This window comes from Faecalibacterium sp. I3-3-89, assembly GCF_023347275.1.
Classification (GTDB): domain Bacteria; phylum Bacillota; class Clostridia; order Oscillospirales; family Ruminococcaceae; genus Faecalibacterium; species Faecalibacterium butyricigenerans.
Genome location: NZ_CP094468.1, coordinates 2,035,276 through 2,049,740 on the forward strand (window position 1 = coordinate 2,035,276; position 14,465 = coordinate 2,049,740).

Consider the following 14,465-nt stretch of genomic DNA (forward strand, 5'->3'; position numbering starts at 1 on the left):
CCGTCGTGCTTCGTACACGACGGGCGCACAGTGTATTGATTATATCACAGCTTGCGGCAAGTTTTCCAGAAGTCTCACTTGAATCTTTTTCATATTTTCTCAAAAAATCCAACTGTATCTTCACCCTTTGAGCAGCTCCGCCTGCATTTCGTCCAGCTGCTCGTAGCTGTAGAGGCGGTTAAGGGCCTCCACCAGTTCTTTTTTCGAGAGCCGGGGTGGCAGCCCGAGGGCTGAGAGCAGCTTCATCTTCCGCTCCGCCGAGCCTGCCGTGCCCGAAAGCCCCCACTCGTAGAGGTCAGTGTAGGTGATCTGCCGCCCCTCCGGCTTCACCGGGGCCGTATCGGCCTCTTCGCCCAGAGCATCCCGCAGCGCCTGCAGGACAAGGGCGTCGTCCACGCCCTCGACCCCCAGAAGCCCCTCTTTGCCGGGCTGAGCCTTCCGCTTTTCCTTGCCGTGGATGGCCGGGACGTAGGCCTGCACGACATTCTTTTCCCCCACCAGATTCGTGATGTAGGTGCGGATGCGGAAGCCCGCCGCGTCGGAGTCCGTCAGCAGGATGAGGCCGTTCCTGCGGGCCAATGTCTTGAAAAGCTGCTGACGCTTCTTGTCCTTATAGATGCCGAAGCCGTCCGTCAGCAGGATCATGGCGTCTGTCAGATGAGACAGGCGGGCAGCGTCGTACTTGCCCTCCACGATGAGCACACGGTCGGTGTGCAGCAGTTCCTGTTTTTCGCTCATCGTCTTCCTCCCGCCATGGCCAAGCGGCAGAGCGCCGTTTCCAGAAGGGTCTGGGCGCTCACCGGCTGGCTTTTCAGACTCTTGTCCAGCTCCAAAAGGATCTGCATACAGGCCTCGAGCTGGGGCAGGGTGTAGTGGCTGGCTGTCTCCGCCGAGCGCTTGAGCCGGTAGTCGCTGCCCTTGTAACCAAAGTCCTTGAACACGGTGTTATAGTTCTTCCGCTTGGCCGCGCCCAGCTTGACCCGGTACAGATCGACGTAGCTGCCGATCATGGCAGCAGTGATGGGGATCGGCTCCTGCTGTAAGCGCAGCAGGGTCTGGAGCTTTTTGCACGCGCCGGTAGCGTTTTTCGCCGTGATCATCCGTATCATCTCGAAGACATCGGCCTCAAGGCTCACGGTGCCCATCTCGGCCACCATCGCCGTGGTCACAGTCTGATAACCCGAGAGGGCGCAGAGCTTATCCACCTCGTTTTCCAACAGGAAGGGGTCTTCGCCGCAGCGTTCCAGCAGGGCCGCCGCCGTGCCCTCGGAAAGGGTAGTGTCCTGCGCTTTGGCCCGGTCCATCATCATGACCTTCAGCTCGTAGGGCTTGGGCTTGGCCAGCTCCTCGGCAAAGCCGACCTTGGTGCACTGGGCGACGAGCTTCTGTGCCCGCTTGCCCAGCTTGAGCTTATTGCGTTCCAACTCAAACACGCTGCCCAGCACCACCACAGCGTTTTCGAGGCTGGCCAGCGTAGCGCACAGCTCGTCGAGGTCTTTGTCGCTGTAGGCGGCAGGGTCCACCTCGGGCAGAAGCACCACCCGCCGCGTCCCGAAGAAAGAGATGGTGCCCGCCGCCATGATGAGCTGCTCGATTTCCGGCGTCGCGCCGTCCAGCACCGTCGTTTCCTCGTCCTCGCCCTCGGCCAGCAGCTTCGACGCCCGGGCCACGGCCTGCCGGACCAGATACCGCTCACTGGAATAAAAATAGTAGACCGGACAGCCCCCTTGGGCCAGCTGCCGGAGTTTCGTTTCCGTTGCCAAATCATCGGCTCCTTTTTCTATTAAGGTGATGGCCTTATTTTATCATACTCCGCCCGCTTTGAAAAGCGCTCACCCTGCGAGGCGCAAACGCAGGCGGGAGACGGGCACAGCGTCGCTCTCCCGCATCCAGCGGTACTTTCGGCTCAGGGTCAGGCAGTCGGTGTACCGGATGTTGTCCGGCCGCGCCATCGACGCCAGCAGCCACTCGGCCCGGATGGGCTTCGCGGGCCGGACGGTGCCGCTTACCGTGACAAAACGCTGCCCGCCGATGGTCAGCCGGACGATGCAGCCCTGCCGGGTGCGGTAAAGCTCCAAGTCCATCCCTCCGCAGGCGGCACGGCGGGTGGTGTCCGCAGCCAGCGCAGCGGCTTCGATGCGCGTTTCGGCTTTCAGATCGCAGGGCGTCTCCGGCTGCATCCGCAGGTCCACCAGCAGCTCCACCCGCTTCACGCCCCGCTTTTCCAGCTGGGTCTCCACGGCCCGCTGGGTGATGCTGCTGCCCCGGAAGAGAACGACCGCCTGTTCCCGCCGGGTGATGATGACGGCGGGCGCGGCCTGCGTGCCCACAAGCTCAATGTTCACCACGTTCCAGCTCAGGGCCGTTTCAAGGCCGAAGGCCAGCGCCATCAGTAAAACGACCGTAGGAAGTGCCGCCCGGAGGCGGACATTCCACCGCATCGCCGCTGCGCAGAGCAAGAACAGCACGAGGCACACCAGTGCGGCATACCCGCCATCGAACCAGAGCGACGCCCCCGGCAGACCGGACACCCGGAAGGCCCACTCGTTCATCCCAAACGCCAGCCCCTCGGCACAGAAGGCTATGGGGCTGCGAAGAATTTCAAACAAGGGCAGGGATCCGAAATTCTGGGCCGCCAGACCCAGCAGCGCCGCGCCGAGGCTGAGTCCCAGCATCGGCCCCACCATCCAGAGGACCGCCACGCCCGACACCACGGCCCAGACCGTCGCGCTCATCCCCCGCAGCACCAGCACCGGGAAGGTCGCCGCCGAGGCGCAGAAGGAGACGCAGAGCGCATCCCACACGCCGCCCGCCAGACGGCGGAGGAGCAGCACCGGGCGGGAGGGCTTCTTCCCCTGCTTTTTCTTCTTATTATAGTAGGCTTTCCGGCCTCGCTTTGCGCACACTCCCCCGGCCAGCGTGCCCAGCACTGCCGCAAAGGACAGCTCAAAGCCCACGTCACAGACAGCGTACCCGTTGCCCAGACACATGAGGACGCCCGCCGCACCCAGCGAGGTGAGGGTGTCCGCCGGGCCTCCCAGCCAGACCCCGAGGGAGCTGATCCAGACCGCCACCGCTGCCCGGAGGACCGAGGGCGTCACACCGGTGATGCCCACCAGCAGGAGAGCCGTCCCGGCCCGGAGCAGAGACCTCGCCCGCCGATAGGCCCGGCTGCGCTCCCGCTCCCGGCAGGGCAGAGCGTCCAGCAGACCACAGAAGATGGTGACGTGCAGGCCGCTCACCACCAGCACATGGGAAAGTCCTGCGCCCCGGTAGGCGCTGCGGAGGGCGGAGGAAAGATGGCTCTTGTCTCCTGCGGCCATCGCAGCCAGAACACCGCCGGTGTTTTCTGCCATGCCGCCGCGCAGGGCGCGACTCAAGGCCGCTTGGAGGCGGGCCGTCCGGGCACGGAAGCTTCGGCCCGGCCCAAGCCGCAGCATCCCCGACTGATACTCCGCGCTCAGGGCGATGCCGTCGGCGTAGTCGCTGAGGCGCTGGGTGGCGTCCGGCAGGTCCAGCGCGAAGCGGCCCCGGATGCGGCCGCCTGCCTCGCATCGGGGCAGACTGACACACTCCACACGGAACCGGACAGCCTCTCCGTCTACCGTCTCCACCCGCAGCACAGCGCTCACCCGGCCCGCCCCATAGGCGCGGCCGATGCTCTCCACCTCGGCGGTCAGGACTGCTTCCTGTCCGGCGTATGACCCCTGTATTTTCGCCAGCCGGGCATCGGTGGTCTCCCGGATGCCGACGCCAACCAGAGCGCCCAGCAGCAGACAGACCGCATAACCTCGTGCAGCCCCGCCTTTCCACCCGACCAGCAGGCAGAAGACAACAAAAATTGCCGCAGACGGCAGCAAAAGCCCCGTCTGCGGCAAAAATGAGCATAATGCTAACACACCCAGCGCACTCAGGCAGAACGCGCAGAGCGGGCGTCGCATCTCAGCTTAGTGGAAAAACAGCGGCAGCGGCTCAAGGAAGATGATGTCCTTGCGCTGTGCTGCATCGCCCTCGGCCAGAACGGCCGCCTGACCCACGATGGTGCACTGGGTCTGCTCGGCCAGCTCATCCAAAGCCTTCAGGGAGCCGCCGGTGGAGATGACGTCATCCACGACCAGCACCCGCTTGCCGTTCATCTTGTCCAGCTCCTTGCGGTCGATGACCAGCTTCTGCTTCCCTGCCGTGGTGATGGACTGATCCTCGACGACGACGGGGTCGGGCATATACAGCTTGACGCCCTTGCGTGCGCAGACGTAGGGCTTGCCGCTCTGGCGGCTCATCTCGTGGGCCAGCGGGATGCCCTTGGCCTCAGCGGTCAGCAGGATGTCGAACTCCGGGCACTTCTTGAGCAGCTCGGCGGCAGCAGCCACAGTCAGCTCGGCGTCGCCCAGCATGATGAAGGCTGCGATGTCCAAGTGGTCGTCCACCTTGCAGATGGTCAGCTCACGGGTCAGGCCCGCGACGTTCAGGGTATAAGTCTTAGCCATATTCAACGATCTCCTTCATTTTCCGGAATCAGACAGGCAGCTTCTCGCCGCCCAGAACATGGAAGTGCAGATGCTTGACGGTCTGGCCGGCGTCCTCGCCCACATTGGAGATGACGCGGTAGCCGTTGTCGAGGCCCTGCTCCTTGGCGAGCTTTGCGATGACCGCGAACACATGGCCCAGCAGAGCGCCGTCAGCCTCAGTCAGTGCAGCGGCCGAGGGGATGTGCTTTTTCGGGATGACGAGGAAATGCACCTTGGCCTGCGGGGCGATGTCGTAGAATGCCACCACCTGCTCGTCCTCATAGAGCTTCTTCGAGGGGATCTCCCCCGCTGCAATTTTGCAAAACAGACAATCTTCCATGGGAATCGCTCCTTCCAATATTTTTTAATGAGTCAACCTCTCAGTCTCGCTATCGCTCGACAAGGCCGGGTTGCGGCACCCAGCATCCGCAGCACTTCGTTTGCGTCTTGCTGGCCGCTGCCCCAACAGCGACTCCCTGTTTCCGCCACTGGCGGCGGTCGTCGTCGTTGCCCCTACCGAGGGGAGCCTCTGGCGAAGAGGGAAAGCTTTCCGGAATGCCAAGGCCTCTCCTCGATAGGAGAGGTGGCACGCCGTCAGGCGTGACGGAGAGGTTATCCTTAGCCCAGCTGCTTCTCCACGATGCCCTTGACCGCAGCCAGAGCCTCGTCGATCTTGGTCTCCTCCTTCAGGCCGGCCATAGCAAAGTCGGGCTTGCCGCCGCCCTTGCCGCCTGCGATGGCAGAGATCTCCTTGACCAGATTGCCTGCCTTGAGACCCTTTTCCTGTGCCAGCTTGTTGACGGTGACAGCCATGGTGATCTTATCGTCCGTCTTGCCGACCAGAACCGCCACGCAGGGGTTCACGGCCTTGTCGCGGATGGAGTCGCACATACCGCGCAGGGTGTCGCCGGAGGTGCCGGTGAAGTATGCAGAAGCGATCTTCACGCCGCCGACTTCCTCGGCATTGTCGAACAGGCTGTCCACCTTGGAGGCGGCGACCTTGGCCTTGATCTCCTCCAGCTCCTTGCTCATGGCCTTGTTCTCGGCCATGACGGCCTCGGCACGGATGGGCAGAGAGGTGATGTTGTTGGCCTTCAGGGTGTTGGCCACGGTGTGCAGCATTGCCTCCTGCAGGTTTGCACGGATGAGCAGGTTGCGGCCGGTGACAGCCTCGATGCGGCGGATGCCGGCGGCAACGGAGGACTCGCTGACGATCTTGAAGCCGCCGATCTGGGCGGTGTTCTTGACGTGGGTGCCGCCGCAGAACTCAGTGGACCAGCCCTCGATGTCAACCACGCGGACGACCTTGCCGTACTTCTCGCCGAAGAGGGCCATTGCGCCCAGCTTCTTGGCCTCCTCAATGGGCATCTCCTTGACGGTGACGTTCATCGACTCGTAGATCTTATCGTTGACGATCTTCTGCACCCGGGCCAGCTCCTCGGGGGTGACTGCGCTGAAGTGGGTGAAGTCGAAGTGGGTGATCTCGGCGTCCTGATAAGAGCCTGCCTGATGGACATGGTCGCCCAGCACCTCGCGCAGAGCAGCCTGCAGCAGGTGGGTGGCGGTGTGGTTGCGGGCGATAGCCATACGGTATTCCTTATCCACGCAGGCGGTCAGGTGGTCGCCGACATGGACGATGCCGCTTTCGAGGGTGCAGGTGTGGACGTAGTAGCCCTTGGGGGTCTTCTTGACGTCCTGCACCCGCAGCACGCACTCAGGGCCGGTGATGACGCCGTGGTCTGCGGCCTGACCGCCCATCTCAGCGTAGAAGGGAGTCTTGTCCAGAACCACCAGCACGCCTTCCTTGGCCTGCTCGTCGGTGGCGATGGCGTCGGTCAGGGTCTCCTCGTCGCTCAGAGCCACGACGACGCTGTCGCTCTTGAGGCTGTCGTAGCCCACGAACTCGGTGAGGTCAGCGGTCAGAGCGCCGAACAGGTCCTCGCTCCAGCCGGAGATGTTCTTCTTGAGGCGCTCGGCACGGGCACGCTCCTTCTGCTTGGTCATCTCGGCGTGGAAGCCCTCCTCGTCGATCTCGATGCCCTGCTCGGCGGCGATCTCCTTGGTCAGGTCGAGGGGGAAGCCGAAGGTGTCGTTCAGCTTGAAGACGTCCAGACCCTTCAGCAGGTGCTGGTGAGCCTTCTCCAGACCGTCGATCATGTTGTTCAGGATGTTCATGCCGGCATCGATGGTGCGGGCAAAGTTTGCCTCCTCGGTGCCGATGACCTTCTTGATATAGGCGTCGTGCTCACGCAGCTCGGGGTAAGCGGACTCGCTGGACTGGATGACCGTCTCCACCAGCTCCACGAGGAAGGGGCGGCTGATGCCCAGCATCCGGCCATGGCGGGCAGCGCGGCGGAGCAGACGGCGCAGCACATAGCCGCGGCCCTCGTTGGAGGGCAGGATGCCGTCGGACACCATGAAGGTGCAGCTGCGGATGTGGTCGGTGATGACGCGGATGGAGATGTCCTCCTTGGGGTCAGCACCGTAGGTCTTGCCCGCGATGTGCTCCACATGGTGCAGCACGCTCTGGACGGTATCGACCTCGAACAGGTTGCCCACGCCCTGCATCACGCAGGCCAGACGCTCCAGACCCATGCCGGTATCGATGTTGGGGCGGGCCAGACGCTCGTAGTGGCCCTTGCCGTCGGCGTCGAACTGGCTGAACACGAGGTTCCAGATCTCCATATAGCGGTCGCAGTCGCAGCCCACGCCGCAGGTCGGCTTGCCGCAGCCGTACTCGGGGCCGCGGTCGAAATAGATCTCAGAGCAGGGACCGCAGGGGCCGGAGCCGTGCTCCCAGAAGTTGTCCTCCTTGCCCAGACGGACCATGTGGTCGGGGGCGACGCCCACCTTCTTGGTCCAGATGTCGTAAGCCTCGTCGTCCTCCTTGTAGACCGAGATGTGGAGCTTGTCCTTCGGGATGGCCATCCACTCGTCGCTGGTCAGGAACTCCCAAGCCCAGGGAATGACCTCCTCCTTAAAGTAGTCCTGGAAGGAGAAGTTGCCCAGCATCTCGAAGAAGGTGCCGTGGCGGGCGGTGATGCCCACGCGCTCGATGTCAGGGGTGCGGATGCACTTCTGGCAGGTGGTCACGCGGTGGCGGGGAGGCTCCTCCTGAGCGAGGAACCACTTCTTCATGGGGGCCATGCCGCTGTTGATGAGCAGCAGGCTGGGGTCGTTCTTCGGGACGAGCGGGAAGCTGTCCAGACGCAGATGGCCCTTGCCCTCAAAGAAGGTAAGGTACTTGTCACGCAGTTCGTTCAAACCGGTCCATTGCATAGTTTTTATCTCTCCTCGTGTATCGGCGTCCTCCTCCGGACGCAGTTTGTTATGGCAGGCTGACAAAAAACAAAAAACAGCCCTCATCCCGAAAAGGGACGAAGGCTGTCTGAAAAGCTCCGTGGTACCACCCAAATTGCAGAAAAGCCCGCCGGGCCTCTGCCGCTTTGTGCGCTGTAACGCTGCGCAGCGTCCGGTTCGTTTCGCCGGAAGCTCCGGGGTGGCGTAAAAAATGCTCTGCCGGAACGCCTTTCAGCCAAGGGCGTTCTCTCTGGGCGGCGGCACACATCCTTCTGGCCCCATCCTTGCCATTTGCCATAATTTCCGTTCACACGCAAAGGGGCACCCTGCTCCTCTGCGCTCATTTCAGATTATAGCATAGTCAGGCCATTTGTCAACGGGTTTTACAAAAAACTCCCCTTACGGCACCCAGATGCGGAGGATATTGCTCACCTTGCCGTCGGTCGTGGAGACGGTGGTGTTGTACTCCGTCCAGCTGTCCAGATCCGCACCGACGGCGCTGGCCACGCCGTTGGTGCCGTCGGTCTCCACCGATGCAGCGTCCACACCGGAAGAGCTGTCGCTGAGGGTGATGTTCTCATCCATCGGCAGGACAAGCTCGCCCACCATATAATAGACCGGGTAATCGTCGTAGGTGACAGTGCGGTAGACGTCATTGCTGCGCCACAGGTCCACGCCGCCCTGCTCGATGCCGCCGTTGATGGAAACGATGCCCGTCTCCTCGTCCCGCTCGATGCTCTCGACGGTCAGGTCCTGTGCCTCCACGGCCCCGTCCGGATGGATGCGGATGGCCTTGCCTGCTTCCAGCCCGTCGATGTCTTCGGTCCGATAGGTGTCGTAGGCGTAGACCGTCATGGTCATCTGGTGCTTTTTGGCATCCACGCTCGTGATGTCCGCCGCGAACTGATCGGAGCCGGTCTTCATCTCTTCCAGACTGCCTTGAGCGATGGGCAGGACGACGCCCTCCGCCGTTTCGGGCTGGGAGACGACCTCACTGCTGGCGGCAGGGCTGGCCGCAGCCATCGAAGCGGCCATACTGCTGGTGGCGCTGGCCGCGCTGGCAGAGCTGCAGCCGGTCAGAACACTCAGCGCCAGAACGCCTGCAAGGAGCATCCGTTTCTTATCGTTCTTCATATCGATACCTTCTTCCCTCTCTATAATAGGTATTTCATGCCTAACTTGTTTTGCACTGGCACAGTATACACTTGTTTTGGGAAAAAGTAAACTCCCAACTTGACGCAGGAAGTTGGATTCGCTACAATAAAAGCAAATCTTAACTCATTCTTAACCTTAGAGAGGAAACTTCCGTGAAAATATTGAAAGTAAAATGTCTCGCCCCCACCCGGCTGGACAACTATCTGATGCAGCAGTTCCCCGCGCTGAACCCCGGTCGGCTGAACAAAGCCCTGCGCGAAAACAAGATCAAGCTCAACGGCAAAAAGCAGCCCCTCTCCACCCGTGTCATGGCGGGCGACGAGATCAAGCTATTCATCCTCGACGATGTGCTGGACGCCGACAGACGGGTGGAAGGCCCAGCGTGGAAGAACGCCCGCGGCCCGGCACAGGTGGTCTACGACTGCCCTCAGATCCTCATCGTCAACAAGCCCGCCGGCCTCGCTGTGGACGGCCCGGACGACGACACCCTGCTCAACCGCGCTCTGCTCTACCTCAGCCAGCAGGGCGAGTATAAGGAGAACGACATCTACACCCCCGCCCTCTGCCACCGTCTCGACACCGGCACCAGCGGCCTTGTCATCATCGCCAAGACCCCCGAGGCCGAGGAGCTGTTCCTCGCCGCCATCAAGAGCCGCGAGGTGAAAAAGACCTACCTCTGCGTCACCTTTGGCCGTCCTACGCCCCCGGACGCCACCCTCGGCGGCTATCTGCTCAAGGACGCCGACCGCGGCATCGTCAAGATCGTGGAGGACAAGCAGCCCGGCGCGAAGGATGTGGAGACCCAGTATGAGACCATCGCCGTCTCGGGCCGTCTGGCCCTGCTAAAGGTGCGGCTCATCACCGGCCGCACCCACCAGATCCGTGCCCACATGGCCAGCATCGGCTGCCCCATCCTCGGCGACAGCAAGTACGGCAACAATACTGCCAACCGCGAGCTGAAGCTGAAGTATCAGGCCCTCTGCGCGTGGGAGCTGACCATGCCTCACTTCAATCAGCCCGATTTCGAGTTCCTCAGCGGCAAGACCTTCCACGCCCCGAAGCCGTGGTACTATCAGCAGGTGCTGGATGGGACTCTGAAGTAATTTTTGATCATACAAAAGGGACGGCACAGTTTCACCACTGCGCCGTCCCTTTTGCGTTCTTATCTCGTATCAGACCCGCACCATATCTGCGGTGATCTCCTCAATGGAGTGCGCACCGCACATCTGCATGGTGTCGGCCAGCTCACCGGCCAGCTTGTCGATGTAGCACTTGACGCCTTCCTCGCCGCCGCCGTAGACAGCCGTGACGAAGGGGCGGCAGATGAGGACGCCGTCAGCACCCAGAGCCAGCGCCTTGAAGACATCGACGCCGGTGCGGATGCCGCCGTCCACGAGGACCTTGACGCCAGTGCCCTTGAGGGCGGCGGCGATCTCAGGCAGGACCTCGGCAGTGGTGGGGCACTGGTCGAGGACGCGGCCGCCGTGGTTGGACACCACGATGGCAGCAGCACCGGCCTCCTTGGCCTTCAGCGCGCCCTTGACGGTCATGACGCCCTTGACGATGAAGGGCCGCTCGGCCAGCTTAACGATCTCGGCCAGCTCGGCCACGCTCTTGCTGCCCGCCGGAGGGGTCATGTTTTTGAGGAAGGGCAGGCCGGCGGCGTCCACATCCATGGCCACGGCAAAGCAGCCGCTGGCCTTGGCCTGCGCCATCTTCTCCTTGATGGTGTCGATGTTCCACGGCTTGATGGTGGGCACGCCGCAGCCGTCGGCATTGCCGATGGCCTTGGTGGCCATGGTCATGACGTCGGGGTTGGTGCCGTCGCCGGTGAAGGCGGCGATGCCGCTCTCGGCGCAGGCCCGCACCAGCACGTCGTTGTAGGTCATGTCGGTGTAGGTATCGGAGTAGTGGAGATTCACCGCGCCCACCGGGCCGGCGAAGAAGGGATACTTAAAGCTGCGGCCAAACAGCTCGACGTGGGTGTCGGGGGTGCCGTTCTCGCACAGCGTGTCCATGTTCACCCGGATGTCGGCCCACTTATTGTAATTGCGGATGGCCGTGTCGCCCACGCCCTTTGCACCGGGGCCGGGGATCTGGTTCTTGCAGGCCACGCCGTTACATACGGGGCAGGCCTTGCAGTATTTGCCGATGCACTGGCGGGCATTGGCCAAAACATCTGAATAATTCATCTGTTTTTCCTCCTGATTTTCCTTGTCTTTCGCGGAGCTTCTGCGCCCTGCATACTCTCTGCCCTCATCATAGTCCCGTTTCGCGCCTGCGTCAAGAGCTTTTTCGACGCTCTCGGCCCCACCGCATTCGCTGCTTCGTCATTTTTGAAAAAATACAAACTTTTTTGAAAAAAAGCTTGACAAAAGACCTTCTTTCAGGTATTATAGTGGAGCGCTGAGGGCCACGGCCTGAAGCGGTGAGAACTGAAGATGTGGAAAGATGGCTGAGTTGGTCTAAGGCGCACGACTGGAAATCGTGTAACGTGTCAAAAGCGTTCTGGGGTTCGAATCCCCATCTTTCCGCCACAAAACCCAGAACCGATGGTTCTGGGTTTTTGTTTTGTTCCGAAAAAGGCTCTCCCAGAGGGAGAGGACAGAAAGGATAGTCTATATGTCTATCAGCATCGCCATGCCCCGGATGAGCACCGACCCGGAGCTTACCACCGCGCAGTCGAAATATCTGGAAAGTCTGGCCCGGGCCGGGGCCGAGGTGCACTGGGTAGAGCTTTCTGACCCGGACGCCGCTGTGGCCGAAGCGCTGACCTGTGACGGCCTGCTGCTCCCGGGCGGCGGTGACATGGACCCCGCTTTTTATGGGCAGGAGCGCATCCCCGCCTGCGGTGAGCCGAATCTTCTGCGGGATGCCGCCGAACCGAAGCTGCTGCGGGCTTTCCTCGCCGCAGACAAGCCGGTGCTGGGCATCTGCCGGGGCATTCAGGTGATGAACGCCGTGCTGGGCGGCACCCTGTATCAGGACATCAAGCCCTTCGAGCACGTCCCCCACAACGACCACTGGGCGAAAGTCCACACTGTCACGGTGCGGCGGGGCACTTTGCTCTCCCGTCTGCTGAGGCAGGACACCGTCCTCGTGAACAGCCAGCATCATCAGGCCGCCGACCGCACCGCCCCCGGATTGGAGGTCGCCGCCCTCAGTGAGGACGGCATCGTGGAAGCGCTGGAAAAGTCGGACGCACGTTTCTGCCTCGGCGTCCAGTGGCATCCGGAGTGGCTCAGCGATGCAGACCCGGCGCAGCAGGGGTTGTTTGATGCGTTTGTGGAGGCTTGCAGAGGGTAAATGGTTCTCGCGCTGGTAGCGCGGGGGATGTTTTTTCTTTCGGTCAAGTGGCTTGCGCTCCGCGCGGGCCAGAGGCAGGGAGGGGTGTTTCGACTCCCCCCTCCCTACCTCTGGACTCCACTCTCCCCGCAACGAGTTAAGGGCTGCTCGCCCTTAACAAACCCAAGACGGAAGTCGAAGCCCAAAAATGCTAGCCGCTGCGCTAAGACGGGTTGCGGTGCCCAGCGTCCACTTCGTGCCTTGAGCGGCACTCGTGTCCTGCTGACCGCGGCCCCAACAGCTCCTCCCTGTATCCGCCGCAGGCGGCGGTCGTCGCTGTTGCGCATTTTTTGTGCTTCTCCTATTTACGGCTCCGCCGAAGATTTCACCTTTCTGCTGAACTTCACGCCCTGCGAAAACGTAACACCAGCTGCGAAGCAGCAAGTCGGAGAAACGAGAAAAAAGCGTTTAGCGCAGCGGCTAGCTTTTTTCCGTTTCGACATCTCCTCCGGGATTATCAAGGGCGAGCAGCCCTTGATTCGTGCCTCCCGCGCCTCGAAAGTAGCGGGTGCTTTTCTGGTTCTCTTTTGGCACGCAAAAGAGAACTTAGCCTTACCGCAACAGCGATTTACCCCGCGCCACCAGCGCGAGAATCCTTTGATTTTATAAACTCCAAGAACCCATCCAGCTCCCGCTGGTTTCGTATCATCACATACTTTTCAGGATACTCTTCCCCGATCCTCTCCATCTCCGCCCGCTTTTTGGCGGTACGCCCATCGTGGAGGATCCAGCGGACAAATTCGGCATCTATCTTCTCTTCGCACCCGGGCGCAGACGACTCCCTCACACGGCCTTTGTTCTGCTGCCAGCGCCGTACCGCCCGCCAGAGGCAGACCAGCGGCGAAAACCAGAGCACGATGATTTTATCCGCTTCTTCCAGCCGCCGGGCGTAACAGGTCTTGGTGTAGTTGCCGTCGATGACCCAGCCGCCTGCGTTCTCGTCGAGAAACTGCCGGACAATGGCTTCTTCCTCGGCGAAGGGCCGCTCCACCCAGCCGGGCAAAAAATGTACGGTGTCCATGTGGAGCACCGGCAGGCCGTATGTTTCGCCCAGACGCTTTGCCAGCGTGGATTTCCCGCTGCCGCTGGTCCCCAGAATTACGATCTTCATATCTGCCTCCTTTTTCCTTATATAAATAGACGTATTAGTCAGTATACGCCCGCTGCCCTGCGGCGTCAAGTTCCGGCTTGACATTTCGCCGCCCGGCCCGTATGCTATAATCACAGAAACCATGATAGGAGGTCTTGCAGATGGCATCTCCCAAAAAACGTGTCAATCCTCTGCTTATCGTCTTACTGGCCGTGCTGCTCACCGCGGCTGTCGCCGTGGGCGTGGTCTTCGCAAAGCTCCACAGCAAAGTCACCGCCCTGCAAAGCGGCGCATCCTTCACGCTCCGCTACGAGATCACTCCCAACAGCCCCCAGACGCCCCCGCTGCTGAGCATCCTGAACCGGGTGAACGCCTCCAGCGGCAGCGTCAGCGGCCAGTATGCCCCCGGCAGACTGCAGCTGTCCTTCTACCAGCTCAACGCGGACGGCTCGGTCAAGGCGTCTCCCTTCACCCGGGTGTACATCGACGCAGAAGAGACCCTCTTCGACGTCGGCCAGCTCTACACCGTCCTGCGCCAGTCGGTCACAGATAAGCTCTCCATCGCAGGCGTTCTGCTGCCGGATTGGAGTCTGGGCGACTACATCTCCCAGACGCAGGCCGCCGCTGTGCTGGGCGTCGAGACCAACACCGTCGAGCTGCAGGAGCTTTCCGGCTTCACCCTCTCCCTCAAAGGGCTGAAAAAGACTTCCCCCTCCGGCGCACGGGACGGCTACCGTTATTATCAGTTCCCCGCCGCAGCCGACGGCACGACCCTCGTGCTGGGTTTCCCGATGGACAGCCTCTTCTCGGACACCACCCCTGTCCACATCCTGCTGACCATCCCGGAGCACAACGTCCACATCCAGCTCACCGGCACCGTTACCGCCACTAAAACTGTTCTCTCTCCCCCGGCCTCCCGGATGAACGACGGCGACATTGCCACGCTGGCCCAGATCCGCCAGAGCCTCGAAGCCATCTGGAAGATGATCCAGTCGGCCACCCAGACCACAAACTGACCCATCAAAAAAGCAGACGCACTTCCGCGTCTGCTTTTTTGATGGGTCTAT

General features: G+C 61.7%; 13 protein-coding genes and 1 tRNA gene. 5 read left to right on the forward strand and 9 right to left on the reverse strand.

The window, feature by feature from the left end; genetic code table 11:
- Positions 1 to 120: 120 nt before the first annotated feature.
- The 7 genes from MTP38_RS09775 to MTP38_RS09805 all read right to left on the reverse strand — a co-directional run bounded on the left by MTP38_RS09775 (position 121) and on the right by MTP38_RS09805 (position 8,942).
- Complete coding sequence (locus MTP38_RS09775; protein ID WP_249233460.1) at positions 121 to 738, reverse strand: toprim domain-containing protein; 618 nt, start codon at positions 736 to 738, stop codon at positions 121 to 123.
- Positions 735 to 1,763 (reverse strand): DNA polymerase III subunit delta, encoded by a 1,029-nt coding sequence (gene holA / locus MTP38_RS09780; RefSeq protein WP_227621258.1) that lies wholly within the window; start codon positions 1,761 to 1,763, stop codon positions 735 to 737. The genes MTP38_RS09775 and holA overlap by 4 nt, the downstream gene beginning before the upstream one ends.
- A gap of 69 nt (positions 1,764 to 1,832) precedes the next feature.
- Positions 1,833 to 3,860, reverse strand: coding sequence for a ComEC/Rec2 family competence protein (locus tag MTP38_RS09785; RefSeq protein WP_249233461.1), 2,028 nt, complete (start codon positions 3,858 to 3,860; stop codon positions 1,833 to 1,835).
- 87 nt (positions 3,861 to 3,947) lie between these two features.
- Complete coding sequence (locus tag MTP38_RS09790; protein ID WP_249233462.1) at positions 3,948 to 4,487, reverse strand: phosphoribosyltransferase family protein; 540 nt, start codon at positions 4,485 to 4,487, stop codon at positions 3,948 to 3,950.
- A gap of 28 nt (positions 4,488 to 4,515) precedes the next feature.
- Entirely contained in the window at positions 4,516 to 4,848 is a 333-nt protein-coding gene (locus MTP38_RS09795) for a histidine triad nucleotide-binding protein (protein WP_227621261.1), read from the reverse strand.
- 278 nt (positions 4,849 to 5,126) lie between these two features.
- Positions 5,127 to 7,787 (reverse strand): alanine--tRNA ligase, encoded by a 2,661-nt coding sequence (gene alaS / locus MTP38_RS09800; protein ID WP_249233463.1) that lies wholly within the window; start codon positions 7,785 to 7,787, stop codon positions 5,127 to 5,129.
- 420 nt (positions 7,788 to 8,207) lie between these two features.
- Positions 8,208 to 8,942, reverse strand: a complete 735-nt coding sequence (locus MTP38_RS09805; RefSeq protein WP_249233464.1) for a hypothetical protein — start codon at positions 8,940 to 8,942, stop codon at positions 8,208 to 8,210.
- Positions 8,943 to 9,115: 173 nt separating this feature from the next.
- Between MTP38_RS09805 and MTP38_RS09810 the strand changes: the two genes are divergently transcribed.
- Positions 9,116 to 10,066 carry an RluA family pseudouridine synthase gene (locus tag MTP38_RS09810; RefSeq protein ID WP_249233465.1) on the forward strand — a complete coding sequence of 317 codons (951 nt, stop codon included), beginning with the start codon at positions 9,116 to 9,118 and terminating at the stop codon, positions 10,064 to 10,066.
- A 69-nt stretch (positions 10,067 to 10,135) separates the two neighbouring features.
- Here the strand turns inward: MTP38_RS09810 and MTP38_RS09815 are convergent, their stop codons facing one another.
- Positions 10,136 to 11,155 carry an alpha-hydroxy-acid oxidizing protein gene (locus tag MTP38_RS09815; protein WP_249233466.1) on the reverse strand — a complete coding sequence of 340 codons (1,020 nt, stop codon included), beginning with the start codon at positions 11,153 to 11,155 and terminating at the stop codon, positions 10,136 to 10,138.
- A 253-nt stretch (positions 11,156 to 11,408) separates the two neighbouring features.
- Between MTP38_RS09815 and MTP38_RS09820 the strand changes: the two genes are divergently transcribed.
- The 3 genes from MTP38_RS09820 (at position 11,409) to MTP38_RS09830 (ending at position 12,917) form a co-directional block, all read left to right on the forward strand.
- A tRNA-Ser gene (locus tag MTP38_RS09820) sits at positions 11,409 to 11,500 on the forward strand.
- 85 nt (positions 11,501 to 11,585) lie between these two features.
- On the forward strand, positions 11,586 to 12,269 hold the full coding sequence (locus tag MTP38_RS09825; RefSeq protein ID WP_249233467.1) for a gamma-glutamyl-gamma-aminobutyrate hydrolase family protein: 684 nt from the start codon (positions 11,586 to 11,588) through the stop codon (positions 12,267 to 12,269).
- Between the two features lie 318 nt (positions 12,270 to 12,587).
- Complete coding sequence (locus MTP38_RS09830; protein ID WP_249233468.1) at positions 12,588 to 12,917, forward strand: hypothetical protein; 330 nt, start codon at positions 12,588 to 12,590, stop codon at positions 12,915 to 12,917.
- Here MTP38_RS09830 and MTP38_RS09835 read toward each other — a convergent pair.
- Positions 12,877 to 13,419 carry an AAA family ATPase gene (locus MTP38_RS09835; RefSeq protein ID WP_249233469.1) on the reverse strand — a complete coding sequence of 181 codons (543 nt, stop codon included), beginning with the start codon at positions 13,417 to 13,419 and terminating at the stop codon, positions 12,877 to 12,879. The genes MTP38_RS09830 and MTP38_RS09835 overlap by 41 nt on opposite strands.
- 140 nt (positions 13,420 to 13,559) lie before the next feature.
- Here MTP38_RS09835 and MTP38_RS09840 point away from each other — a divergent pair, with 140 nt between their 5' ends.
- Positions 13,560 to 14,414: a hypothetical protein gene (locus tag MTP38_RS09840; RefSeq protein WP_249233470.1), complete on the forward strand. Its 855-nt coding sequence runs from the start codon at positions 13,560 to 13,562 to the stop codon at positions 14,412 to 14,414.
- The last annotated feature ends 51 nt before the right edge of the window (positions 14,415 to 14,465 follow it).

Excerpts from the sequence above, each read along its gene's own strand:
- MTP38_RS09805 (WP_249233464.1), bottom strand. The coding sequence starts at position 8,942 with ATGAAGAACGATAAGAAACGGATGCTCCTTGCAGGCGTTCTGGCGCTG.
- alaS (WP_249233463.1), bottom strand. The coding sequence starts at position 7,787 with ATGCAATGGACCGGTTTGAACGAACTGCGTGACAAGTACCTTACCTTC.
- MTP38_RS09840 (WP_249233470.1), top strand. The coding sequence starts at position 13,560 with ATGGCATCTCCCAAAAAACGTGTCAATCCTCTGCTTATCGTCTTACTG.
- MTP38_RS09775 (WP_249233460.1), bottom strand. The coding sequence starts at position 738 with ATGAGCGAAAAACAGGAACTGCTGCACACCGACCGTGTGCTCATCGTG.
- MTP38_RS09815 (WP_249233466.1), bottom strand. The coding sequence starts at position 11,155 with ATGAATTATTCAGATGTTTTGGCCAATGCCCGCCAGTGCATCGGCAAA.
- MTP38_RS09825 (WP_249233467.1), top strand. The coding sequence starts at position 11,586 with ATGTCTATCAGCATCGCCATGCCCCGGATGAGCACCGACCCGGAGCTT.
- MTP38_RS09835 (WP_249233469.1), bottom strand. The coding sequence starts at position 13,419 with ATGAAGATCGTAATTCTGGGGACCAGCGGCAGCGGGAAATCCACGCTG.
- MTP38_RS09795 (WP_227621261.1), bottom strand. The coding sequence starts at position 4,848 with ATGGAAGATTGTCTGTTTTGCAAAATTGCAGCGGGGGAGATCCCCTCG.
- MTP38_RS09790 (WP_249233462.1), bottom strand. The coding sequence starts at position 4,487 with ATGGCTAAGACTTATACCCTGAACGTCGCGGGCCTGACCCGTGAGCTG.